Genomic DNA, 24,201 nt, shown 5'->3' with positions numbered 1-24,201 from the left:
TTAAGAACCGTCGGTTGACTTCCGCTTCACTCCCCAGAGTCCCTCCCCCCGCCAGTTCGGGGGGAGGGCGCGTTTTATGGTAAGATTTGAATCAACACCTGCTGATGAACACATCCCGGCTTCGTCCTCTGGCCATCCCGGCACTCCTTCTGGCGATCTGTGTCCTGGCGTTCGGGTTGCAAGCCCCGTGGTTGGGTTTCTACCTGGATGACTGGATCATCCTTGCCGCGGACCATTCCGGGGGGGCGCTTCGTCTGCTGGAATATGCCTGGCGGGGGAACCGCCCGCTGATCTTCTGGACATGGTGGCTGGGTTTTCGCATCCTCGGGGAGGCTCCCCTGGGCTGGCAGTTGTGGGCATTATTCTGGCGCTGGCTTACCATTCTGGCCGCCTGGAAAACCCTGGCCATGCTCTGGCCCGAACATCCGCGCCGAAACCTTGGAGCGGTGCTTCTCTTTGCCATCTACCCGCTCTTCATGCAACAGCCCTCCGCCCTCACCTTCAGCTTTCACTGGATCTGTTTCTTCCTGTACTTTCTCTCTCTTATCGCCATGATCCACGCTGCACGCAACCCCGCCCGTTACCCGGGCTGGTCTGTGCTGGCCATCCTGGCCGACGCCGCTCAGCTTTTCTCGCAGGAATTTTACGTCGGGCTGGAGCTGCTGCGCCCGCTGATTCTTTTCATCGCTCTTGATCATGCCACCCCCCTGGCTCAAAAGATCAGGCGCGTCTTCCTTCACTGGCTGCCCTATCTGGGGCTTCTGGCGGGATTTTTACTCTGGCGGCTGCGCTTCATGCCCACTCCCGGCACAGACCGCAACACCCCGGTTCTTCTGCTTAATTTGCTTCATTCCCCCCTGCAAACCCTGCCCGACCTCATCACCCGCATGATGCAGGATGTGGTGGATGGAATGGTAGGCGTCTGGGCATACACCCTGGAACCCTCGGCCTTCTCTCTCCAACCGCTCTCCAACGGGCTGGCCTGGCTCATTGCCCTGGCCGCGTTGATCATGGCCTGGGTTGCCCTTCGACGGGTTTCCCCCCCGCAAGCGTCTCCGGCAAACCGCTGGCGGCGAGAAGCCCTGGTTTTGGGCGGGGTGGCCTTGCTGGCAGGTTTCGCACCCGGCTGGTCCATTGGCCGCTTTATCACCGATACCACCTTCCTCTATAACGATCGTTTTGGCCTGGCCGCCATGTTCGGAGGGGCCATCCTGTTAAGCGCCTTCATTGACTGGCTCATCCGCCCCGGCAGGCCCCAGTTGCTGGTGCTTTGTCTGCTGGTGGGGCTGGCAACAGGCCAGCACGCGCGTAACGCCACGCTCTACCGCTGGTCGTGGGAAGAACAACGCCGCCTCTTCTGGCAATTGAAGTGGCGTGCTCCCGGCCTCGAACCCTACACCGCGCTCTATGGCAACGGCGCCCTGGTAGCCTATATGGGCTCCTGGGCCAATATCTCGGCGATCAACCTTCTCTACTCTCCCAATCTCCTTCCCAGCCCGGCCTATTACTGGTACTTTGATGTTTATCGCTACAATGTGGAAGCGGTCGTTGAACAACACGGCCAGGTAGCCGACGAGAAGAACTTCCTTACCTTCAGCGCCCCTGCTACCCAGAGTGTGGTGATGGTAGACCAGCCCGAAATGGATCAGTGCTTGTGGATCGTTTCAGAGGCAGATCGACACAACCCCTATCTGGAGAAAGCCATTCTCACTGCCCTGCCCCTTTCGGATCTATCGCGTATTCTCCCCATCGAATCCAGCCCGCCCCCCGGGGCCATCTTTGGCCCGGAGCCGCCTCATACCTGGTGCTTTTACTACCAAAAAGCCCGTCTGGCCGAACAAATGGGAGACTGGGAACAGATGATGCGGCTCTGGGAACAGGCCCAGGCAGAGGGTTTTCGCCCGCGCAGTGAGCCCGAACTGGTACCCTTCATTCTGGCAGCTGCGCACACTGGCCAGTGGGAGACCGCACTCCAGCTCTCAGACCGCGCCTATTACCCCACCTATGTGATGCACGATTATCTCTGCACCACCTGGCGCCGTATTCGCGACGAAATTCCCCCCTCCGCCGGTCGTCAGGAAGCCCTCTCACAGGCCCACCGTGAGCTCGATTGCGGGCAGATCTTTCAGCCCTGAGCTTATTCTTCTTCGGCTTCAACCTCGGGCGGCTCAAGAGAGACCACCAGCATCCCTGCCCCACACACCGTACACACTACCCTCTCTCCGACCTCCGCCCAGCTTAAATCAACCTCGGCAGAACAAACCGGGCAGGCTGTGAGTGGTCGTTCGTTGTAGTCATCTTCAGGCATCTGATCCATGGGATTTTTCTCCGGTAAGCTGCATCTGGTCAAGCGGGAAAGTGGAGGGGACAACCCGCATGAACTCTTCCACCACGCGCGGATCGAAATGTGTGCCGGTTTCGGCCAGAATGTGCCGCAATGCCTGAGTGCGCGGCCAGGCAGGGCGGTAGGGTCGGGAAGAGGTCAGCGCATCATACACATCCACCACAGCAAAGATGCGCGCCTCCAGCGGTATCTCCTCTCCCTTCAACCCGCGCGGGTAACCCGCGCCGTTCCACCATTCATGGTGGCAGTATGGAATACTCAATGCCGGACGCAGATAGGCAATCGGCGAGAGCATTTCATAGGCATACACCGGATGCATGCGCATCACCATCCATTCCTCAGGGGTCAGCGGTTCGGGCTTATGAAGGATGCGATCAGGAACGCCCATTTTACCGATATCGTGTAACAAAGCGCCGCGGCGGATATGCCCCAGCTGTTCTTCCGAAAACCCAAATCTCCGCGCCACACGCAGGGTCAGTTCGGTCACCCGTTGTGTATGCGATTCTGTCTCACGGTCGCGCAGATCAAGTGCGCGTGACCATCCCTCGATGGTGCTGTCGTACGCCTCAAGAAGCTCACGATTGGTGCGCTGCAGGCCGTGGTAAAGTTCGGCATTTTCAATGGCAGTGGCGGCTGTGCTCCCCACCAGAGAAAGCAAATCCATTTCTTCGGTGCTGAAGCGTTCTGTGACCAGGCTTAAGATATACAGGAAGCCTATCACCCTGCCGCGGGCTACCATCGGAACAAGCACGTTGGAAGTTTTTTCCGGCGCACTGCATACCAGCGCTTCAATCTCGGCAAACACGGGCCATGGCTCACGCAAAATGTACGGGCGATGCTCCCGGAAAAGCTCATCCAGCGGCGGGGTGTGAACATCCACCAGCGACAGGCTCGAGAGCTTCTCAGCTTCTATCACCTCGCCATTACAACAAATATACACACAGGAACAGTATTCGGAATCGTTTTCCAGGCGGTATATGGCCAGCGCATTCATCCCACCCAACAGGGCCTGGATCGAACGGGAAAGGTGAGAATAAATTTCCGTGCGATCCAGGGTCTCGCTCATCACCCGGCCGGCCGCGGTAATGGCCACGGTTTGTTCAGCATACCGCAGTGTACGTTCATGCAGGCTGGCACGGTGCATCGCATTGGCGCTCATATCGGCTACAGCCTGCAGCACCCGGAACTCTTCGCTCAAAAACGGGCGCTCGCGCCCCACCCACAGCACCCCCATCGTCTCTCCCTGTGCCACCAGGGGTGCCCCGATGACTGCCCGAATACCCTTCTCCGGCAAACGTTCATCCAGAGGGCGATAATCCGCTTCTTTTTCAATATCATCTGTCTGAAAAGGGGCCGAGCGGGTAAAAATCAACCCCGTAACCCCTTTGCCCGGCGGCACATAAGATTCTTCAGAGATGCTGAAAACCCCCCGCCCTATCTCTACTCTGAGAGAATTGGTTTCCCCGTCCAGCATGGCAATCAGGGCTCCCCGGGCATTGAGCAGAGCCATCAGCTGATCGAGGATGATGGGGAGCATTTCACTCCGGTTGACGGCCTTCCGCAGGGCCGTTGAAACCGTCTGAATGGCCTGCATCTCTCGCTCGCGCTGGATCTCCGCCGTAATATCGCGCTTCAAGGCAGCATAATTGACAGCTACCCCCCGTTCATCTTTAATGGGGAAGACCGTCACATTCTCGTAGAGGTAGGTACCATCCTTGCGCTGGCTCACCAGCATCCCCGACCAGGAATGCCCACCCGCTACCGTGCGCAGAAGCTCTTTATAGAAGCTCCAGTCATGATAGTCGCTCATCAGATGGCGCACACTCTTTCCAAGCACTTCCGCTTTAGGGAACCCGGTCGTCTCCTCAAAACAGGGGTTCACATAGACCACCCGCCCCCGGGTGTCGGCGAGGATGATCGATTCAGCCGCCTGTTCAACGATGGCCCCCAGCCGCACCTCGATACTGCGTAACGCGCGCTCCGTTTGCCGGAGATGGGTCACATCTCGGTTTACCCCAATGGTAGCGATTAATTCTCCATTCGCCCCGTAGACGGGCAGAACTACCAGGTCTACCACACCCCTGGAACCATCTTTTCGGCAAATAGGCACTTCGCCATCCCACCGGCCGTTCTCTTCCATCGCCCGGAAAATACGATTTTGCACCGGTTGCTGTTCTTCCGGGGGCTGGGTCACCTCCCAGACTGGCTTTCCGAGGACTTCGTGCCGCCTGTAACCAAACATGCGCTCAGCGGCGGGGTTCCAATCGATAATTCGCGACTGGCCGTCCGTAAGAATGATGGCATCGAAACTGTTGGCAAAAGTAAGCGCCTGACGGGCGGCCTCTTCATAGAGCAGGCTGTTCTCTACCGCCACCCCAACGTAACCGGAAACCATTTCCAGCATTTCCAGGTCTTCCTGGGTATAACGGTTCGGGGTGTAACTTTGCACCAGAAGCACACCCATCGGCCGGCTGCTGCGCCTGAGGGGAACCGCCAGCACCGAACGGGTACGCCGTTGACTGCCAAAATGGACCGGGGCTGGAGCAATCTTTTGCTCCCTGAAAAAATCCCCGATCCGCAAAGACACTCCCGTCCGCAACACGTAAGCCGACCAGCCTGTTTCATCGCTATGCCGAACGGGCGGGAAGCGCTGCCCATCATCAAAGAGATAAACGGCCTCGATCTCCTTTTGCTCTGGCCGCCAGAGGGTGATGGCGAGCGCATCAAAAGGCATCAGACTGGCAATCACCCGATGGATGGTGGCGTAAACGGTCTCGGCGTCCAGGCTGGCCATGGCAATTTGCCGGCTGGCTTCCTGCAGTGCATTCAGCTGGGCCACCCGCCGACGCAGGTCCCGCTCAGAGCGCAGCCGTTCCAGCGCCATCCCCAGCTGATGCGCCAGGGTCACCATCAACCTCTCGTCTTCTTCCCGAAACGCCGCCCGAAGAGCACTCTCGGCATCAATGACCCCCACTACTTCTCCACGCACCTTCAGGGGCACACACAACTCCGAACCGGTATTGGGCTCATACTCTAAAAAGATCTCCGAACGTGAGACGTCCGGCACGTTCATGGGTTCCCCCGTGAGGGCCACCGTTCCGGTCACTCCCTGGCCCAGGGGAATTTGCATGCTGAGGAATTTCTCCGAAAGGCCGCGGTAGGAAGGGTGAAAGACAAGATGCCGGGTTTCAGGGTTAAGGAGCAAGACCCCGAACTGGTGCGGGTAGAGGGTTTCAGCGATTAACGCAGTAACCCGCTCGAAAAGCTCATCTTCGCTCTGTGATTCATAAGCCGCCCTGGCAATGCCATGCAATACCTGCAATTCTCTGGAGAGGTCACCAGGGGTGTTTGCATTCAGCGCCATACCGGTTTGTGGTTACCCCTTCCTCTGCCCGATTTCCTGGATCAACGCCATACAAAAGCAGAACCTCTCCTCTCGCCTGGATTATTTCCATTATACCGGTTGACCGGTGAGGCCCGCGTTAACAAAATTGTAGAGAATTACACTGCACCCCGGAGCAGGTTTTCTCTCCGGGGTGCAGCTCAAAACGGGATTATCGTCTCACGATTGCTCAGCTCTTGATTTGCTGTGCCAGGTAATGCTGCAGGCTCATCTGTTTCACCTGATCAAGCTGGGCTTCCAGCCAGTCAGTGTGGGCTTCTTCATCTTCAAGAATCTCTTCCAGCAGGTCACGTGTGCCGTTATCGCCCAGGGCCACCGCCTGACGGATACCCTCGTTGTAGGCCCGAATCGCCCCATATTCCGATTCTACATCCTTCTGGAATTGCTCTGCCACGTCTCCCCCGATGTGCATCGCTTTAAGCTGGTTGACCACCGGGCGTCCCTCCAGGAAGAGAATGCGCCCGATGAGCTTCTCGGCGTGCTTCATCTCGTCAATAGCACGCTTCTCGATGGCCTGGTGCAGGCGTTCGTAACCCCAGTTGGCACACATTTCAGAATGCAGAATGTACTGGTTGATGGCGGTTAATTCATCGGCCAGCAACGCGTTGAGAGTTTCAAGTATTGCTTCATTTCCTTTCATGAGATCACCTCCTGTGCAAAGTAGAAAACCCGAATCGCTCTCCCCGACACCAGGCCAGGGTCATTCCCTCGCTTATTCCTGTAAAAGTGCCAGCGCCAGTGCTTCACGTAGCGAACGCGCCTCGCTGATCTGCAATCCATCTGGCCAGGGTTCGGCTCCACGCCGCACCCGCCGCGGGACAATGGCCTGCCTGAAACCCAGTTTTTGCGCCTCATTCAAACGCGCCCCCATCTGCCCCACCATGCGCAATTCTCCCGAAAGCCCCACCTCACCGATCAACACTGTGTCAGCTCGCACGGGAGCATCTTTCATCGATGAAGCGATCGCCGCCGCCACCGCCAGGTCAGCCGCAGGTTCCGTAATGCGCAGGCCACCCACCACATTCACGAAAACATCCTGCTCCGAAAGGCGTACCCCTACCCGCCGGGTAAGCACAGCCGTGATGATCAACAGACGGTTAATATCAATACCATTCGGCGTGCGGCGGGGGTTGCCCAGGCTGGTAGGGCTGGTCAGCCCCTGAACTTCCACCAGAAGCGGACGCGTACCTTCCATGGTCACAGCAATCGCCGAGCCTGCCACATTCACCATGCGCTCAGCCAGGAAAGCCTCAGAAGGATTGGTCACCTCGATCATTCCCTGCTCGCGCATTTCAAAAACCCCCACCTCGCTGGTGGCCCCAAAACGGTTCTTGACCGACCGCAGCAACCGGTAGGATTGAAAACGATCTCCCTCCAGGTAAAGCACTGTATCTACAATATGCTCCAGCACCCGCGGCCCGGCAATGATCCCTTCTTTGGTCACATGCCCGATGACAAAGACCGAAATACCCGAAGCCTTGGCCAGGTCGCGCAGGCGGCTGGAGCATTCACGCACCTGTGAGACAGACCCCGCCGCAGAGTCCATCCCTGGCAGGTACACCGTCTGAATGGAATCCACAACCAGCAATGCAGGCTGAACTGCCCGGGTGTGCTCAAGAATGGTCTCCAGATTCGTTTCCGTGACCAGGAACAGCTCATCTGGCAGGCCGGATTCATCGCGCAAGCGCAGGGCACGCATTTTGATCTGCCGTTCCGATTCCTCCCCCGAAACATAAAGCACCCGGCTGTGGAGGGCCATCTCCAGCGCGATCTGCAACATCAAGGTCGATTTGCCGATCCCCGGGTCGCCTCCCACCAGCACCATCGAGCCAGGAACGATTCCTCCCCCCAGCACCCGGGCAAACTCGCCCATCGGCACGGCGAGGCGGCTTTCGCTATCTCCCTCAATTTCACGCATCCGCCGCGGTAAATTACCTCCACCCAGCCCTGGCCGACCGCCGGGTTCTGCCAGGCGCGTCCCCGTGGGAGGAGGCGCCACAACCTCTTCAACCATGCTGTTCCAGCTGCCACACTGCGGGCAGCGACCCATCGCCCTGGGAGCAACCTTGCCGCAATTCTGGCATACGTAACGGGTCTGTAGTTTTGCCACGCCTCACCCCGAAAGAATCTGCTCCAGATCGTAACCACCGCTGTTGGCCTGCACCAGTTTCACCCAGTCAATCTGGCCGCGCTCGTCACAGAAATGTTCAATAAAATCCTTCGTCAGTTTGTTCGCAATTCGGTCTTTTTCAAGCAGGTACCTTTCATTATGTTCTTTCGCTCGATACCCTACCGGTTCGACAATTTGGATGTAAAAATCTTTTTCGCCGCTGATCAGCGCCCAAAAATTCTGCCCAACAAGCTTTAAGTACCCGCCTTTTGTCCACACTGACCTCGATTTTCCATAACAAATGCCCAGCACAGGTACCACATTAAGTTTAACGCTTGCCTGACGCAAGCGAATCTGCGCTTTTCTAAAATCATCTTCCAGTTTACTATGTTGACTGGAGTTCCCCCAATTGGGGCCAGATTTTATAGAAACCACGTAATAAACCCCATTTTTTGAGAATTCGAGATCCAAACCAGAGGTCGCCGATTTATGAGCATCAATACTGCTCTGTTGAGCAACAAAGAGCGCCAGGCTCTCTAAAAAATCGCCAAAGATCTTTTCCTCACTTGAACTTAAAAAAGCCGCCATAGTCTGCTCGATCAGCTCAGATGCCCTGTTCACATTTTTAGCCCGAAATAAATAAGGGTTTTTCTGAATTAAGTCCTTCAATGTGAGCTGAGACAATCGTTCGAGCCTGCGAACATGAAAGCTCTGGATATGTTCATTGACAAACTCATTGAGTAAATGAAGATCAAGGGAAGGGGTATCTTTCGGCGTGGTCATCGGCTGCCATTCTTTCCATTTTTCTTTTTCTCAAGGGCGAGTCTTTCGAGTGCGACCTCACAATATTCCTGATTAATATCGATCCCAATATAATGACGATCCAATCGTTGGGCCGCCACACAGGTCGTTCCGCTGCCATTGAAGGGATCAAGAACTACATCTCCGGGGCGGGTAAAAAGCTTGATGAACCACTCCGGTAGAGCAACCGGGAAAGTGGCGCTGTGTTTTCGGTTATAACATTCGGTGGGCATATACAATACATTCGATGGGTAGACCATCTCTCGACCCACCCAGTTTGCGATTCTTTTTCCGAATCCACTCCCTACCCGCGAATTATCCCGGCGCATGTCGGTTTCTGAAAGGTTTTTCAACCGGGTCTGAGCCCAGTCACCCACGGGCACCATCACCGCCTCTTGATTCATATAGAACCGTCTGGTGCGGGTGAAGTGCAACAATCGCTCCCAGTTATCTCTGAAGCGATTTGGCCACTTGCCCGGGTGGGAATTTTTTTTGTGCCACATATACTCTTCCGTCCAGAGCCAACCCTGCCGCCGCATCTCCAGGATCAATTCCAACACATAGGTATGCCGCTCGCCATTCACCACCCTTTCTTTGATGTTCAGAACGAACGAACCGCTGGGTTTTAGAATACGGAGAAACTCCGCCGAACGGGGTAAAAACCACGCCACATACGCATCTGGCTTAATTCCTCCGTAAGTGGAAGCCCTTTGATCAGCATAGGGAGGAGAAGTTACGATTAAATCAATACTTTCATCCGGGATTTGCTTTAATACCTCCAGGCAGTCGCCACAAATAATCTGATCCAGCCACGCAGATAACGGCCCCGTTTTTTCAAGGGAGGATTCTCCGGTGAATGGAAGAGGCAACAGGGATGGCGTTCCTCCCCCTCTGGGCTCGCGGGCTGCCTCATTCATCTCTTCGGGCTCGTATCCAGAATCCTTGATTTCTTCCATACTTTCATTTTACTTCACCTGCAAAGAAAGAGGGCGGGTTTCCCCGCCCTCTTTTAGAACGTTTTTTCCGGTTCAGCCTCAAGTGGGGCTTCTTCTTTCTTCCTCAAGACCAGCTCTCCGGTCTCCGGGTCTACATCCACCACCACCTCGTCGCCTGTGTTGAACTCTTTCGCCAGCACGGCATCCGAAAGGCGGTCTTCAATCTTATATTGAATCACCCGGCGCAGCGGACGGGCGCCCATTTCGGGGTCGTACCCTTCTTCGGCCAGCTGGTCCAGCGCCGCATCGGTAGCGCTCAGGCGGATCTGTGTATCGGCCAGGCGTTCAGCTACCTTGTTCAACTCAATGCTTACAATCTGCCGGATATCCTCGCGGCCCAGGGAGCGGAAGACGATCACCGAATCGAGCCGGTTGATAAATTCAGGCCGGAAGACGCGTTTCAATGAATCCAGCAACTTCTTGCGCATCTCTTCATAGGCCATCTTTTCTTCACGCTCTTCATCGCGCACCAGCTGGAACCCCAGGGAGGTCTGCCGTTTGATCATATCCGCGCCGATGTTGGAAGTCATGATAATGATGGCATTGCGGAAATCCACCTTATGCCCCTTGGCATCCGAGAGATGGCCTTCTTCCATAATCTGCAGGAGCATGTTGTGGGCCTCAGGATGCGCCTTTTCGATCTCATCAAAGACGACAATCGAGTACGGTCGGCGGCGGATAGCTTCCGTGAGCTGACCAGCCTCTTCATAACCCACGTACCCGGGGGGCGCACCCACCAGACGGCTGACCGTGTGACGCTCCATGAATTCCGACATATCCAGCTGGATCAGCGCCTCTTCACTGCCGAACATAAAGCGTGCCAGCGCCTTGGTGAGCTCCGTCTTTCCTACCCCTGTGGGGCCAAGGAAGATGAATGAACCGATCGGGCGGCGCGGGTCTTTCAACCCGGCCCGCGCGCGGCGCACCGCTTTGGCAATCGCCTCGATGGCTTCGTCCTGCCCGATGATATGCTTGCGTAATTCCTCTTCCATGTGCAACAGGCGCTCCGATTCCTCGGTTGCCATCTGCATCACGGGAACGCCCGTCCACATATTGACCACCTCAGCAATGTCATCCGGGGTCACCACCGGGCTGCTCGACCGATCCCACCCGGTGCGCAGGCGTTCAAGCTGTTCTTCCAGCTCGGCTTCCAGCTCCAGCAGTTCCTGGGCGTCATCATTCCGCCCGTCCTCTACCGCCAGCGAGCGGTTTTGCCGCACTTCGCGTAATTTCCGCATCAGGTCACGCGCGGTGGTGGCCGCAGGGCTCTTATACATCCGCACCCGCGATGCCGCCTCATCCACCAGATCAATCGCCTTGTCTGGCAGGAAGCGGTCGTTCACATACCGCGCCGAAAGGCGCGCCGCGGCCTCTAACGCTTCTTCAGTGATGATCAGACGGTGATGCTCCTCATAAGCCGATTTGATCCCGCGCAGAATTTCAATGGTTTCCTCAATCGAGGGTTCGTTGACGATAATCGGCTGGAAGCGCCGTTCGAGAGCGGCATCGGACTCAATGTGCTTGCGGTACTCATCCAGCGTGGTCGCGCCGATCACCTGCAATTCGCCGCGCGAGAGCGCCGGTTTGAGAATGTTCGCCGCATCCACCGAAGAGCCAGCCGCCCCGGCCCCCACCAGCATGTGCACCTCATCGATGAAGAGGATCGCCCCGGAGCTTTTCAGCTCATCAATCACCCGCTTGAGGCGCTCCTCGAACTGCCCGCGGTACATCGTTCCGGCCACCAGAGAACCCACATCCAGCTGCAGCACGCGTTTACCCAGCAGCAGGGCGGGCACTTCTCCTTCCACGATGCGTTGAGCCAGGCCTTCCACAATGGCCGTCTTGCCCACCCCGGGCTCACCGATCAGCGCAGGGTTGTTCTTCGAGCGACGTGCCAGGATCTGGATCACCCGTTCAATTTCCATCTGCCGTCCGATGACGGGGTCAAGTTTGCCTTCTTCGGCTTTGGCCGTCAAATCAACCGCAAGCTGATCTACAAGCGGGGTCTTGGGCTTTTCCTGAGTCGACCGTGAAGACGCGGTACGGCCCGGCGAAGCCGTTCCGGTAGCCGTGCCTGTGCCGCCCGGCGTTGTACTACTTTCCTGCAAAATTCGCCGTGTCTGTCGCCGAATCTGCTCGGCAGTGACGCCCAGCTTTCGCAATACTTCCATCCCCAGGCCATCGGTTGAACGCACCAGCCCGAGTAAAAGGTGCTCGGTGCCGATGTAATGATGCCCCATGCGCCGGGCTTCCTCAATGGCATATTCCAGTACCTGCTGGGTGCCAGGTGATAAATCAATTTTGCCTCCGCGATACTGCCCGTAACCGCTCAACTTCTCAACCATCTCTCGCACTCGATCAGGTTCCAGGCCCAGCTCACGCAGCACACGTCCGGCAATCCCACCATCTTCCTGAACCAGCCCCAGTAAAAGATGTTCGGTACCAATAGCATTCTGGCGCAGGCGCTCGGCTTCCTGGTGAGCCAGGCTGAGCACCCGACGCGCTCGCTGAGTGAAACGTTCCATTCCGGACATAATACAATCTCCTCTAAACGCTCAACACGCTTTCCCCCCAGGCTACAGATCGCTCGATCCTGAAGGGTTGGCATGAACAGGGAAGCCGTCTGGAACCCACGCTTCTACAGGTTTGACTTCCAGAAGGTGCTGGGAAAATAGCTCCAGCTCGGGCGCTTCCCGAAATTCTCATCATGGTAAAAACCTCATTTTGATTCTACCATTTTATAGGGGCTTGTCGAGTCACCCGTTTAGACGATACAAGGTTCTCATCCATAGACCCCAAATCTAACCATCCAATGCATTGCATTGTAACCGAGGAATATTAACATCACCTATGAATTTCCGCGACGATCATCTCCTGAACGGGTTATAATAACAGCCATTCCCCACTCTGTGAATAACCCATGCTCAGGAAAAAAGTTAAACTCATTTTCAATCCCATTGCCAACCTTGGCCGCTCATGGCCGATCGCTTCTTCTCTGCGCCCCCTGCTCACCGAGCTGGGCGGCGCGGATTGGACGGGAACCGTCTACCCTACCCACGCCGCTGAGCTTGCGCGTCAGGCTGGAGAAGAGGGTTATGAAAAGGTCATCGCCATGGGCGGCGACGGCACCGTCCACGAGGTCGTCAACGGCCTGATGCAGCTACCCCCCGAAAAACGCCCCATTTTAGGGATCGTCCCGGTGGGCACCGGGAATGATTTTGCCTACAGCCTGGGAATTTCATCGATTCCTGAAGAAGCCCTGCGGCAGGCATTCCAGGGGCCGGTACACGAGATTGATGTGGCTCACGTGGAAGACAACCGCGGGCACAGCGAGTACTGGACAAACACCCTGGGCATTGGCTTCGACGCCCTCATCAACATCCGATCGCGCCGGGTGGCTCTCTTTCAGGGATTCGCCGTGTATTTCCTGGCCATGATGCAGGCACTTATCCTCGATTACACCCCCTACAAAGCCCACCTGCGAACCGACCATCAAGAGTGGGATGAATCTTTGCTCATGATGGTGATCTGCAACGGCAAACGTGAGGGGGGTGGCTTTCATATTGCCCCGCAGGCCAGCCAGCAAGATGGTCTGCTTAATTCGGTGCGCGTACCCGTCATTCGACGGCGGCGCATGTTGCTCACCGTGCCTTACTTCATGAACGGAACCCACGAGAAGCTCTCCTACGTGCATTCTCTGTCTTTCCGCACCCTTGAAATCAACTCCGACCGCCCCCTCTACATTCATTCCGATGGAGAGATCTACGCCGGTATGCATTCCACCGTCAACCATCTCAAAATCGAATGTCTCCCTTCTGCCATTCGGGCGGTCGCCCCGGGATTTAAATCCTGACCTTTTTGCATATAATCAGGGTATGCCGACCCTATCCGATGCACTGCGCGGGCGCGATTTTGGTTTTCTGCGCATGGTAGCCGCCGCCTGGGGAATTGAACTCACCGCCCCCGACGTGGCCACCGCCCTGCCTCAGCTCGTGCGGGGCATTCTGCAGGCCCCATGGCGAGAAGAGGTTCTTTCGGCTTTGCCGTCTGAGGCTCAAATGGCCCTGCAGGCCGTTCTGGAACATGAGGGGCGGATGAGCTGGGCACTTTTCACCCGCCGTTTTGGAACCGTGCGGCAACTTGGCCCGGCGCGCCGAGAAAAAGAGCGCCCCGATCTTCATCCGGCGTCTCCAGCTGAAGTGCTCTGGTATCGCGCCCTCATCGGCCGCGCCTTTCTCAACAGCCCGGAAGATCCCGAACCGCTGGAATACGCTTACATTCCCGATGACCTGCTGGAAGTGATTCGCCCCCTGGCATCTACCCGCGAAGCTCCCCCCGGTCGGCCCGCTACCCCTCTGGAGTGCGCCCATCCCATTCTGACTGGCGACTGGATCCTTGACCACGCAACGACCCTGCTGGCCGCTTTGCGCATGGGCCTCTCCCTTGAAAACCTGAGCAATCGGAACTGGCCCATTTCTCCATCGATTCTGGCCCAATTACTCAATGCGGCAGGGCTGATCGACGAAAATGGCCTGCCCCGCGCTGATGCTACCCGCGCTTTTTTAGAAGCTCCACGGGCTGAAGCGCTGGCCCATCTCACCCGTTCCTGGATGGAATCTCCTCTCTTTAATGAGTTGCGCCTCCTGCCAGGCCTCAAGTTTGAAGGTGACTGGCAAAATGATCCGCTGCGCGCGCGTCGGGCCATCCTCGACTGGCTTAACCGCGTCCCCGATCCTGGAAATGGATGGTGGAATCTCTCCTCTCTGGTGCGCACCATTCAAGAACAGGACCCCGATTTTCAACGCCCGGCTGGCGACTACGATTCATGGTTCATTCGTCACGAAACAAGCGGGGAATACCTGCGCGGCTTCGAGCATTGGGACGAAGTAGACGGGGCTCTGGTGCGCTTTATCATTACCGGCCCCCTCCACTGGCTGGGCATTCTCGATCTGGCTTCTCCTGCACCGGATGCCCCCCCGGCCGCTTTCCGCTTCACCTCATGGGCCGAGGCCCTTCTGCAGGGAAAGGCTCCCAAGGGCCTGCCCGAAGAAACCGAACGGGTGCGGTTAACCTCCTCCGGCCAGATCACTGTACCACGCCTGGCTCCGCGCACCTTGCGTTACCAGCTTGCCCGCTTTTGCCTGTGGGGAGAAGAAAAATCCGGCGAATACCGGTATCGGGTTGCCCCTGAGGGGCTTCAACGTGCCAGCGCACAGGGCTTACACCCCCGGCAATTCCTTGCCCTTCTGCGCCGCTACCTTGAGCCACAGGCCATACCCCCGTCGCTGGTGCAGGCTCTGGAACGCTGGGAAACTTCTGGCACCCAGGCCGCCATTGAATCGGCCCTGATTCTCAGGGTGAGTTCTCCCGCGGTACTCGAGGTTCTCCGAAAATCCCGCGCTTCACGTTTCATCCTCGAAGAGCTCTCACCCACCGTCGTACTTTTACGCCCGGGTTCACAGGAACAGGTGAGGAATGCCCTGCAGGAAAGCGGCTTTCTAACTGATACTCACATCGAGGAAGCACGCTCCCGAAATTTGCATTAATTTATGGATTCTAACTCCACAAATTAATGCAAATTTAAAGATCTGGTATATCATAGAATCATGTTCACCCGCGTTTATGAACCATTGGAAGCACATCTTCGGCCCGGTAAAGTACTGGTGCTTTATGGCCCCCGTAGAGTTGGGAAAACCACTCTGTTACAGAAAACCCTCCAGAATATCAGGCTGAAATATAAACTGGACTCCGGTGACAACCTGAGAACCCAGCAAGTTCTCGGATCTCTGGATTTTCGCGAAATTCTGGCTTACGTCGAAGGATACGAACTACTCGCCATCGATGAAGCTCAAAGTATTCCGCAAATTGGTAAGGCTCTCAAAATTATTGTAGACCAGGTGCCCGGGATCCAGGTCATTGCCACAGGCTCTTCTTCCTTTGAGCTATCGGGGCAAATTGGCGAACCCCTCACCGGACGAAAAAGAACTTTACTTCTTTATCCCCTTTCTCAGGAAGAATTCCTCTCTGCATATAATCGCTTTGAATTACGCGAAAATCTCTCCGATTTTTTAATTTTTGGATGTTATCCTGAGGTGTGGTTAACCACTCGGCGCCAGGAACGTATTGACATCCTCATGGAAATTACCAATTCCTATCTGCTCAAAGACATTCTGGCATTTGATCGGATTAAAAGTTCGCGCACTTTATTGAACCTGCTCAAACTGCTCGCGTTCCAGGTAGGGAGTGAAGTATCCATGACCGAACTGGCAACCCAGACGGGTGTAGACGTGAAAACTGTTCAACGCTACCTGGATTTACTTGAAAAAGTATTTGTGATCATCCGGCTTCCGGGCTTTAGCCGAAATCTCAGGCAGGAAATAACCCGTAAATCGAAGTTTTACTTTGTAGACAACGGAATTCGAAATGCCCTCATCGCACAATTTAATGGATTGGACCAGCGGAACGATGTTGGCCTGCTCTGGGAAAACTTTATCTTCATGGAACGATTAAAATACCTCACCTACCACTCCATCCATGCCAATCTGTTCTTCTGGCGTACATACAACCAGCAAGAAATTGACCTCATCGAGGAACGCGATGGTAGACTCTTCGGATATGAATTTAAGTGGGTGTTCAAAAAACCTATCACCCCCCCCGAAGTCTGGCGAAAGGCTTATCCGGAAGCAGAATTTCAGGGCATCACACGCGAGAACTACCTTGATTTCATCCTCCCCTGAGCCCTGTTCATCAGAGAGACCATGAATACAGGAAATAGCAGGTGAGGAATGCCCTGCAGGAAAGCGGCTTTTTGACCGATGTAAAAATCCAGTTTCTGTGAAATAATCCGTATGCATCTGTCAGACTCAACCTAATGGAGGAAATGATGACCGATCGACTCGCATGGATTACCCAGGAGATTGACGCCCTCAAAGAAGCCGGGCTTTATAACCGCATTCGCACCATCAGCTCACCCCAGGGGGCCTGGCTGACGGTAGACGGAAAGCGAGTGCTCAACTTCTGCTCCAACAACTACCTCGGCATGGCCAACCACCCGGGGCTGGTGGCCAGAGCCCGCGAAGCTCTCGAAAAATACGGGTGTGGGCCGGCGGCAGTGCGCACCATCGCCGGAACACTCGATCTGCATCTGGAGTTAGAACAGCGGCTGGCCGCCTTCAAAGGGGTCGAAGCCGCCATTACTTTTCAATCCGGTTTCACCGCCAACCTGGCGGCCATTAGCGCGCTGGTCGGCAAGGAAGATGTTATTTTCTCCGATGAACTTAACCACGCCAGCATCATCGATGGATGCCGTCTTTCAGGGGCGCGCATTGTCCGTTATGCCCATTGCGATCTCGCCGACCTGGAAGCACGTATCCGCGAGAACGAGGGCACTTACCGGCGTGCCCTGGCGATCACCGATGGGGTTTTCAGCATGGACGGAGATATAGCCCCCCTCGACCGCATCTACGACATCACCTCCGCTTACGGCGTCATGCTTATGGTCGATGACGCCCATGGCGAGGGGGTGCTGGGGCACGGGGGACGCGGCATTGTGGATCATTTCCACCTGCACGGGAAGGTGGATGTGGAAGTGGGTACCTTCTCCAAAGCCTTTGGCGTCGTCGGCGGAGCTGTGGCCGGTAGCGCGCCGGTGGTGGAATGGCTTCGCCAGCGCGGACGGCCTTTCCTGTTCTCCTCTGCCGTCACCGCCGCCGATACTGCCGCCTGCCTGGCCGCCATCGACCTGCTCGAAGAATCAACCCGGCTGGTGGATCAACTCTGGGCCAACGCAGAATACTTCAAGAAAGAAATGAAATCCCTCGGATTTGATACCGGGGTCAGCGTCACCCCCATCACCCCCATCATGCTCGGTGAAGCTCCCCTGGCCCAGCAGTTCAGCCGTGAATTATTCGAAGAAGGCGTGTTTGCCATGGCTATCGGCTTTCCGACGGTACCACGCGGCAAGGCGCGCATTCGGGTTATGATCTCAGCCGCTCACAGCCATGACGACCTTGACCGGGGGTTAGAGGTATTCGCCCGGGTTGGGCGTAAACTGGGGGTCATCGCCTGAAAAGCTTCTCTGGATCAAAGAACCCCCGCTGGCTCAAGCTGGCGGGGGCTCCTTTTATCTTCTAAAAACCCATTCTAGGCTGGTTTCTCTGCAAACGGGTCGTAGTTCGGGTTTGTTCCCGCCCATACGCACGAAGCCTCTTTCATCAGGCCACATTCCAACCCGCGCGAACAACGGTGTGCCACCACGCGCGGTGGTGTATCGGGAAGATGCTCGTCCGGATACAGCACCTCAGCTTCAAGCGCAACCTCACCGCCCGCATGGGCGCAATGCAACACCTTAATCTCCTGCCAGACTCGCTTCGCCATCCTTCAACCTCCACATTTCAGGAAACACCCTGTAACCGTATTATATCTCCAAACCAGCTCTGAAACACCAGACCCGAAGGTCACGGACATTCACGACAAAAATCATCTATTTTCTCGTCAGCGTCAATACCGACCCGCTGCGCTGATCAAGCAGATACAGTTCTCCCGAAACATCTTCTCCAAAGGAACTCAAATACGTGCCCGTCTCAAAGAGCAGTTGACTCTGCCAGCTGCCATCCGGCTGGCGTAACAACCCCCATACCCGTCCATTGCAGTAATCACCGTACAGATAAATGCCGAAGAACTCAGGGAGCTTCTCTCCCCGGTAGACAAAACCACCCGTCACCGAGCAACCTTCCGGGTGAGGATACTCTGCCACCGGGTCGGTCAAGGATAACCCCGCGGGAGGCTCGCCGCGGTATGGATGCGCCCCTTCACGGAAATTCCAGCCGTAATTCACCCCGCCGGGCGCTCCGGCTGACTGAAAATTGATCTCCTCCCAGGCGTTCTGCCCCACATCCGCAATCCATAAATCACCCGTCAGCCGATCGAAGGAGAAACGCCACGGATTTCTCAACCCGTACGCCCAAATCTCCTTCCTTCCCTGCTGCCCATCCGCAAAGGGGTTATCGGCTGGAATGGCGTAGGGGTCGCCTCCATTCACATCGATGCGCAACAGCTTCCCCAGCAGGGTGGTCAACTTCTGTCCGTTACCCTGTGGGTCTCCGGCCGAACCGCCGTCTCCTGTGCCAATGTAGAGCATACCATCTGGCCCAAACGCCAGCGACCCTCCATTGTGGTTGGCGTAAGGCTGATCAATGGTGAGCAGAATTTTCTCGCTGGCCGGGTCGGCGCGGGTACCATCCGCCAGAGTCTGAAAGCGTGAGATCACCGTTGCTCCGGCCCGATTGGTATAGTCCAGGTAGAAAAAGCCATTTTCTGCAAATTGGGGGTGCAGCGCAATTCCGAGCAATCCCTGCTCATTTCCCTGAGACCCCACCCGGTCGGTAATATCCAGGAAGGGGGCTGCCTGTAATCCCCCATTTACGATTAAACGCACCCGTCCGGGTTGTTCCAGAACGAGTAACCGTCCTTCTCCGGCGCCCGCCAGGTCGGTTGGGCGCTCCAGGCCCGAAGCCACTGTCTGCCAGGTGAACGCACGGGGATCAGGGAAGGCAGTCACATTTTCTGACACAGGCGCAAGTGGTGAGGCAGTGGGAGATTGTGTGGCAGTGGGAAGCCCTTGTGTGGCGGTGGGAAAAGCCTCACTGGCCACGGGGTAAGCCGTCGAACCGGGCACGCTCGCAGCCGGATAAGCCGTGCCGGATGTGGAAGCAGGAACACCGCCGTCGGCAGGCGGCTTCAGCTGTGGCGAACATGCCGCCACGAAGAGCATCACTCCAGCCAGCCAAACCGGGAACCATCGCATGATTTTCCATTGCATTCGCTTTACTCCAGAGAAAACACTCACGGTTAAAAACAGTACTTTTCCGGTCTGTTTTACCGTATAAGCGGAGTTTTGTCAAAAGAATGGAGCATCATTCGGACGAATGCGGCGAATCGATCTCGGTAAACTCTGCATCGATGATTTCCGGGCTGGCGGGTGGGGTCTCAGGCGCTTCAGAGGATGGATCCAACACATTACTCGCGGCCAGGATCTTATCCCAGTGTTCTTTCACCACTTCCTGCGGACACAATTCCACGAAAAGATACGAACCCAGCCAGAGAACCGCCGCATCGTCCAGGGGGATAATCGGTAAAAGGTCGGTCGGAACGACCAGATACACCAGCGAAGCCACCGGAATTAATTTCAACAGCGGGCTGACTCGCCGGTCTGCCATGAGCCGGGCGATCAGGCGCAGGCGGTTTCCCAGCCCCTGAAAGAATCCCGGCGACGTGATCTGACGCGAAGAACGGGTCACTCTCGATTTTTCCTTTCTCCAGGCCTCTTTCATCCTATCCTGGTATACGAATCTACGGGAGCAAATGTTGCATGCGGTCATGTCCAGGGGACATCCTACGGCAAACCCATCCCATCAGCGCTCAAAGAGCCGGCTCCGCTTCCATCGGATATAGGGCGCAACCAGCCGGCGCAAATAATACTTCAACACAATGGGCGCCAGCCCACCCCCGCCCAGGCGGCGATGCACACGCAACATTTCCGGCCAGCAACGATCATCCGCTGCGATCGTTTTGGCATCGCGGTGCAGGCGGAAGTTCGCCCATACCTGCCCCGGAACGAAAACCAGCGCCCCCAGCATGGATAACCGCACCCACAGATCATAATCCATCGCAAAATAAAAGGTGGGGTCTAGCGGCCCAACCGCACGCCAGGCTTCCGCGCGCCAGAAGGCCGCCTGCTGAGGAATATGCACGTACCCGCGGCGCAAACGACGATAATCGGTCTGTGCCGCCGGGAAACGACCGATGACCCGGCCAGCCTCATCAATATAATTGGCCTCTCCATAAACCATCACCGCCTGAGGATGGGCCTGCAGGGCCTCCACTGCCCGCCGTACCGCGCCAGGTTCATAGGTGTCATCCGAATTGAGCCAGGCCAGCACCTCACCCCGGGCCCGGGCAAACCCCTTATTGATGGCATCCGTCTGACCACGATCTGGCTCCGAGACCCACCAGGCCAACCGGTGGGCATATTTCTGAATGACCTCCACCGATCCATCCGTCGAACCACCGTCGACCACCATATATTCAATCTGAGGGTAGTCCTGTTCCAGCACCGAGCGCATGGTCGCTTCTAAAAATCGCGCCTGGTTGAAAGAAGGGGTCACAATGGTTACCAGCATCTCGTCCCTACCGTACCGCCGTAATGGAATCTATATCATAATACAACGCAGCGCAGCGGTTGACCCAGAATTCCGGGTCAGGGCCGAGTTCCTGCAGGCTTTGCACCACATCCGTCTCTCGCACTACCACCTCCATATCTCCTGCAGCCCGCGCCGCCCGAATCTCAGCATCCCGTTGATCCCAGAGCCCGGCTTTCAGGGCCATTCTCGAAGTCTCCTGTTGCAACACCGGCAACGCTTTGAACGGATACAGACATCCCGCCAGCAGAAAAAGCACGGCCACACCCCGCACCCAGCCCCACGATGGTTTCTGTACCAGAGTCCAGACAGCCAGCCCTAACCCCATCATGGCGCCGCTCACCCCGGCCAGAAAGACAAAACGGGCAGGCATGAGCGCCCGGCCAGCCGGATAGAGCAGACCCGCATACACGCTGGGGGCCACACAGCAAAGAAGAAGAATCAACCCGATCACCAGTGAAAGCCCGCTGCCCAGCAAAGCCTTTCTGGCAGAAATCGAGGGTTTCCATTCACTGGCCATCAGAAAGCCAATGATGCCCATCATCATTCCGAATACCAGCAAAGGCAAAGGTTGCCCGCGAACCGAGTAACGCATAAAATCCAGCGTGTAGCGTACCGTATACACCGCCAGATCCCACAGGCTGGCCGGTGGGGGCATCTCAGCCTGCCTCCAGACGTTGGAGGGAGAAAGGAACATGACCACCATCGCCAGCACCGATCCTATCCAGGCGGCTACCATCAGGCGAGCCAGGTGCAGGGTAGGCCTCTTTCGGCCTTCCAGCCAGCCCCAGATCAGCCCCAACCCAAGCAAGCCCGTTTGCAGGGCAGCAAACGTCTCTGAAAAACCTGCTGCATAAAATGCCAGGAAGCCGCTTCCCAGAAAAAACCAGGGGGGCAGCGGGCGCTCTATCCGGCGAAGCATCAGCCCCAAATGGATGAGCAGCAACCCCAGTGGAAAGGTGTAATGGAGCGTACCCATCCGCCAGTAGAGCGATTGCAAACGGTCAGGGGCCAGAAGTGCAGAAAAATACACCTCCAGCAGACCAATCAACATCCACCAGCGCTTCCGACCCACCCAGCCTGCATGGCGAAGCAGGCCCGAAAGAAAATACCACCAGCCCACCACCCAGACCCCCAGAACCAGTGCCGGGATAAACGTAATCGCGCGGCTGCCCAACCATTCACTGAGCGCCACCAGCGTGATGGTCGAAAATCGGTTGCCCGATCCCAGATACCAGAACCAGACACTTCCCAGCAATCCATGATCCTGGGCCACAGCGCTGTAACAGTAATCATCCGCCCAGTAGCGCGCAAACGTCCCTGTATAAGCAAACCAGGCGATTCCCGCGGCAAACACCAGCACTCCCATCATCGCCGCCGCCAGATCTACCGACATGGACTTTCGGGAAGAGAATGCCATTATTTACCTCCACCGGACTTCGGGGAACGAAGATCATAAATGAGATAGCCCGGTCCCTGTGCAAAGAGAGGGTAATGCTGTTGAAGAAGCTCTTTCAATTCAGGTTGACGGTCCAGCTCTTCGGGCATGGTCACCAGGAAAAACTGCTTTCCGGCGGTCAGCTCGGTAAACCATGCCTGCAGGTCAAAGGTCTGCCCCGCACTGCGCCGAAGGTCAAATTCGGCAGCCGTCAACCAGTTGGACGGAGTAATCCATCCCCAGTATACCAGGCGCGCCCCGTAATCCTGAGTGATACCTACCACCCCGGCGTCTCGCCCCATACGATCGGCCAGTTCGGCCCAAAAAGCCGGTTCATTGCGGTAATCGGCCCGTTTGAGCACCGTGCGCGCCTGCCAGAGGCTCATTCCCGCCATGCCCAGCAATACCCCTGCCGCCAGATACAGTTTCCACCTTCCCTCGCCAAGGCCAGAGCGGATAATTTCCGCCAGCGCTGCCAGCCCCCATCCCAGCAGCGGTACCAGAGGCAGACTGTAGTAATCATGCGTACCGATATGGTGCGAGAGCGCCAGGCCCAGCAGCAGGTAGCCCAGCCAGGCGCCCCACCCCAGCCCGCGCGAGAGGCGGCCAGGCAAAAAGAGCATCCCAAGCAATCCCAGGCCCAGCCAGGGCAGGCCAAAGGCGGCATCGAGCAAATTAAACCAGCGCAGGTAAAAAGCCGGGTCGCTCCAGTATTGTGGAAAGAAGCGCAGGCTGAACTGATCCTGCAAAAAGCCGTTTCCCCATACACCCCAGAGGGTATACAGGCCGTAGGGCAGAAGCACCAGCCCCCCCAGCACCCAGAACCGGGCATCGCGCAGGGATCGGCAGATGCCTCCCCGCGCCACAACCCCGCCGATCAACGGAGGCACCACCCAGAACAGCGCCGTTCCCTTCACCAGCAGGGCACCTCCACCCAGCAAACCGGCCAGCCATGTCTGCTTCCACCCCGGTTGAGATAACCAGCGAGCAAACGCCCACCAGCTCCAGACGATCAAAGCTGTCATCAACGGATCAGGCTGGAAAGCCCGACTGGCAAAGATGGCATACGGTAAAACGATAAAGAAGCCAAGTCCCACCAGGCTGGCTGGCACCGAAAAGAACTGTCGGCACAGAGCATAGAGGCCAACCCCCCCCATTAACCAGAACAGGCTCGAAACCACCCGCGCCGCATAGGGGATTTCACGCCCGGCCAGCTGATATATAAGGGACACCACCCGCTCCAGGATCGGCGGTTCAATGACCCCCTCTGCGCGCCACTGTTGCACTGCCCGCTCTCGCTGCCATTCAGGCACATTCGTCGCATGTTGATAGTACATGCCCCTTGCCATGATCAGCGAATGAAGCTGCCGGGTGGGATGAAAATCAAGCGGCGGGTCTTCCAGATCGTACAGGCGCACCGCCAACCCTGCCAGCAGCAACAACACTACCAGCCCCCAGTGCATCCGGTTCCAGCTCCAACCGCGTTTCATCATGGCACCAGCCTGCAGCGTTTAATCTCAAGGGTACCCACCGTGCGCCACGCCTGCACACTGGCAGATGGACACAGCGCCGGGTCAAGCCCACGCTCACGGAGCACGCCCTCCACTGTTTGCCCTTTCGATGGATCAAGCACCAGATAGAATTGGCGCAATTCAGGAACGCGCTTCAGTTCAAAATATTCCCGCCCTGCCCCCTTTTCCAGCAGGTAAAACCATAATGGAGCATCGTCTGGTTCAACCGCCAGCACCACATCTCCGGGTTGCATGGCTTCCAGTAAAATCATGGCCGCGCGCTCCACCTGCCCCACCCCGGTCCGCCCAGGCCGACCATATTCCAGCCAGGTGGCCAGCACCAGCCCCCCCACAAGCAACACACTGAGCACCACCCCCACCCCCGTTGAGCGTTGCTGTGG

The 24,201-nt window shown here is 56.8% G+C and carries 19 protein-coding genes; 5 read left to right on the top strand and 14 right to left on the bottom strand.

Translation table 11 applies throughout. From position 1 onward, the window contains the following. Nucleotides 1–104 precede the first annotated feature (104 nt). Nucleotides 105–2,135: a glycosyltransferase family 39 protein gene (locus ATHL_RS00795; RefSeq protein WP_162787530.1), complete on the top strand. Its 2,031-nt coding sequence runs from the start codon at nucleotides 105–107 to the stop codon at nucleotides 2,133–2,135. Between the two features lie 2 nt (nucleotides 2,136–2,137). On the opposite strand, the gene ATHL_RS00790 is transcribed toward ATHL_RS00795, so the two are convergent. From ATHL_RS00790 to ATHL_RS00760, 7 genes are all read right to left on the bottom strand, one after another. Next, on the bottom strand, nucleotides 2,138–2,317 hold the full coding sequence (locus ATHL_RS00790; protein ID WP_062188826.1) for a hypothetical protein: 180 nt from the start codon (nucleotides 2,315–2,317) through the stop codon (nucleotides 2,138–2,140). Continuing rightward, entirely contained in the window at nucleotides 2,301–5,708 is a 3,408-nt protein-coding gene (locus ATHL_RS00785) for a GAF domain-containing protein (protein ID WP_084001065.1), read from the bottom strand. Before ATHL_RS00785 ends, ATHL_RS00790 begins: the two co-directional genes overlap by 17 nt. 208 nt (nucleotides 5,709–5,916) lie before the next feature. Then, nucleotides 5,917–6,387: a bacterioferritin gene (gene bfr / locus ATHL_RS00780; RefSeq protein ID WP_062188825.1), complete on the bottom strand. Its 471-nt coding sequence runs from the start codon at nucleotides 6,385–6,387 to the stop codon at nucleotides 5,917–5,919. A gap of 72 nt (nucleotides 6,388–6,459) precedes the next feature. Then, entirely contained in the window at nucleotides 6,460–7,857 is a 1,398-nt protein-coding gene (gene radA, locus ATHL_RS00775; RefSeq protein ID WP_062188824.1) for a DNA repair protein RadA, read from the bottom strand. Between the two features lie 3 nt (nucleotides 7,858–7,860). Next, nucleotides 7,861–8,640, bottom strand: coding sequence for a PmeII family type II restriction endonuclease (locus tag ATHL_RS00770; RefSeq protein WP_062188823.1), 780 nt, complete (start codon nucleotides 8,638–8,640; stop codon nucleotides 7,861–7,863). After that, nucleotides 8,637–9,614, bottom strand: coding sequence for a DNA-methyltransferase (locus ATHL_RS00765; protein WP_236822306.1), 978 nt, complete (start codon nucleotides 9,612–9,614; stop codon nucleotides 8,637–8,639). Before ATHL_RS00765 ends, ATHL_RS00770 begins: the two co-directional genes overlap by 4 nt. Before the next feature lie 53 nt (nucleotides 9,615–9,667). Next, nucleotides 9,668–12,187, bottom strand: a complete 2,520-nt coding sequence (locus ATHL_RS00760) for an ATP-dependent Clp protease ATP-binding subunit (RefSeq protein ID WP_062188822.1) — start codon at nucleotides 12,185–12,187, stop codon at nucleotides 9,668–9,670. Nucleotides 12,188–12,573: 386 nt separating this feature from the next. On the opposite strand from ATHL_RS00760, the gene ATHL_RS00755 reads away from it, so the two are divergent. The 4 genes from ATHL_RS00755 to ATHL_RS00740 all read left to right on the top strand — a co-directional run bounded on the left by ATHL_RS00755 (nucleotide 12,574) and on the right by ATHL_RS00740 (nucleotide 17,721). Next, entirely contained in the window at nucleotides 12,574–13,506 is a 933-nt protein-coding gene (locus ATHL_RS00755) for a diacylglycerol/lipid kinase family protein (protein ID WP_062188821.1), read from the top strand. Between the two features lie 22 nt (nucleotides 13,507–13,528). After that, nucleotides 13,529–15,199, top strand: a complete 1,671-nt coding sequence (locus ATHL_RS00750; RefSeq protein ID WP_062188820.1) for a hypothetical protein — start codon at nucleotides 13,529–13,531, stop codon at nucleotides 15,197–15,199. Between the two features lie 60 nt (nucleotides 15,200–15,259). Beyond that, nucleotides 15,260–16,390, top strand: a complete 1,131-nt coding sequence (locus tag ATHL_RS00745; protein ID WP_062188819.1) for an ATP-binding protein — start codon at nucleotides 15,260–15,262, stop codon at nucleotides 16,388–16,390. A gap of 146 nt (nucleotides 16,391–16,536) precedes the next feature. Continuing rightward, nucleotides 16,537–17,721, top strand: a complete 1,185-nt coding sequence (locus ATHL_RS00740; protein ID WP_062188818.1) for a glycine C-acetyltransferase — start codon at nucleotides 16,537–16,539, stop codon at nucleotides 17,719–17,721. A gap of 74 nt (nucleotides 17,722–17,795) precedes the next feature. Here the strand turns inward: ATHL_RS00740 and ATHL_RS00735 are convergent, their stop codons facing one another. The 7 genes from ATHL_RS00735 to ATHL_RS00705 all read right to left on the bottom strand — a co-directional run. After that, a complete protein-coding gene (locus ATHL_RS00735) occupies nucleotides 17,796–18,029 on the bottom strand; it encodes a hypothetical protein (protein ID WP_062188817.1) in 234 nt (77 codons plus the stop codon). Between the two features lie 106 nt (nucleotides 18,030–18,135). Further along, entirely contained in the window at nucleotides 18,136–19,473 is a 1,338-nt protein-coding gene (locus ATHL_RS00730; protein WP_062188816.1) for a PQQ-dependent sugar dehydrogenase, read from the bottom strand. 94 nt (nucleotides 19,474–19,567) lie between these two features. Next, a complete protein-coding gene (locus tag ATHL_RS00725) occupies nucleotides 19,568–19,951 on the bottom strand; it encodes a YkvA family protein (protein WP_162787529.1) in 384 nt (127 codons plus the stop codon). Nucleotides 19,952–20,065: 114 nt separating this feature from the next. Beyond that, nucleotides 20,066–20,833 carry a glycosyltransferase family 2 protein gene (locus ATHL_RS00720; protein ID WP_062188814.1) on the bottom strand — a complete coding sequence of 256 codons (768 nt, stop codon included), beginning with the start codon at nucleotides 20,831–20,833 and terminating at the stop codon, nucleotides 20,066–20,068. A gap of 7 nt (nucleotides 20,834–20,840) precedes the next feature. After that, nucleotides 20,841–22,271: a DUF6056 family protein gene (locus ATHL_RS00715; RefSeq protein ID WP_062188813.1), complete on the bottom strand. Its 1,431-nt coding sequence runs from the start codon at nucleotides 22,269–22,271 to the stop codon at nucleotides 20,841–20,843. Then, nucleotides 22,271–23,782 carry an ArnT family glycosyltransferase gene (locus ATHL_RS00710; protein ID WP_062188812.1) on the bottom strand — a complete coding sequence of 504 codons (1,512 nt, stop codon included), beginning with the start codon at nucleotides 23,780–23,782 and terminating at the stop codon, nucleotides 22,271–22,273. Before ATHL_RS00710 ends, ATHL_RS00715 begins: the two co-directional genes overlap by 1 nt. After that, nucleotides 23,779–24,201 (bottom strand): hypothetical protein (locus tag ATHL_RS00705; protein WP_162787528.1); only part of this gene is annotated, 423 nt, incomplete at its 5' end. The genes ATHL_RS00710 and ATHL_RS00705, both read right to left, overlap by 4 nt.

It is taken from the genome of Anaerolinea thermolimosa, assembly GCF_001050195.2.
Taxonomy (GTDB): Bacteria; Chloroflexota; Anaerolineae; order Anaerolineales; family Anaerolineaceae; genus Anaerolinea; species Anaerolinea thermolimosa.
Note: the sequence above shows the minus strand (reverse complement) of the source record. Positions and strands in the feature narration are given on the sequence as shown.

Coding starts and splice junctions, on each gene's coding strand:
- ATHL_RS00795 (WP_162787530.1), top strand. CDS start 105: ATGAACACATCCCGGCTTCGTCCTCTGGCCATCCCGGCACTCCTTCTG.
- ATHL_RS00790 (WP_062188826.1), bottom strand. CDS start 2,317: ATGGATCAGATGCCTGAAGATGACTACAACGAACGACCACTCACAGCC.
- ATHL_RS00785 (WP_084001065.1), bottom strand. CDS start 5,708: ATGGCGCTGAATGCAAACACCCCTGGTGACCTCTCCAGAGAATTGCAG.
- bfr (WP_062188825.1), bottom strand. CDS start 6,387: ATGAAAGGAAATGAAGCAATACTTGAAACTCTCAACGCGTTGCTGGCC.
- ATHL_RS00770 (WP_062188823.1), bottom strand. CDS start 8,640: ATGACCACGCCGAAAGATACCCCTTCCCTTGATCTTCATTTACTCAAT.
- ATHL_RS00765 (WP_236822306.1), bottom strand. CDS start 9,614: ATGGAAGAAATCAAGGATTCTGGATACGAGCCCGAAGAGATGAATGAG.
- ATHL_RS00760 (WP_062188822.1), bottom strand. CDS start 12,187: ATGTCCGGAATGGAACGTTTCACTCAGCGAGCGCGTCGGGTGCTCAGC.
- ATHL_RS00755 (WP_062188821.1), top strand. CDS start 12,574: ATGCTCAGGAAAAAAGTTAAACTCATTTTCAATCCCATTGCCAACCTT.
- ATHL_RS00750 (WP_062188820.1), top strand. CDS start 13,529: ATGCCGACCCTATCCGATGCACTGCGCGGGCGCGATTTTGGTTTTCTG.
- ATHL_RS00745 (WP_062188819.1), top strand. CDS start 15,260: ATGTTCACCCGCGTTTATGAACCATTGGAAGCACATCTTCGGCCCGGT.
- ATHL_RS00740 (WP_062188818.1), top strand. CDS start 16,537: ATGACCGATCGACTCGCATGGATTACCCAGGAGATTGACGCCCTCAAA.
- ATHL_RS00735 (WP_062188817.1), bottom strand. CDS start 18,029: ATGGCGAAGCGAGTCTGGCAGGAGATTAAGGTGTTGCATTGCGCCCAT.
- ATHL_RS00730 (WP_062188816.1), bottom strand. CDS start 19,473: ATGCAATGGAAAATCATGCGATGGTTCCCGGTTTGGCTGGCTGGAGTG.
- ATHL_RS00720 (WP_062188814.1), bottom strand. CDS start 20,833: ATGCTGGTAACCATTGTGACCCCTTCTTTCAACCAGGCGCGATTTTTA.
- ATHL_RS00715 (WP_062188813.1), bottom strand. CDS start 22,271: ATGGCATTCTCTTCCCGAAAGTCCATGTCGGTAGATCTGGCGGCGGCG.
- ATHL_RS00710 (WP_062188812.1), bottom strand. CDS start 23,782: ATGATGAAACGCGGTTGGAGCTGGAACCGGATGCACTGGGGGCTGGTA.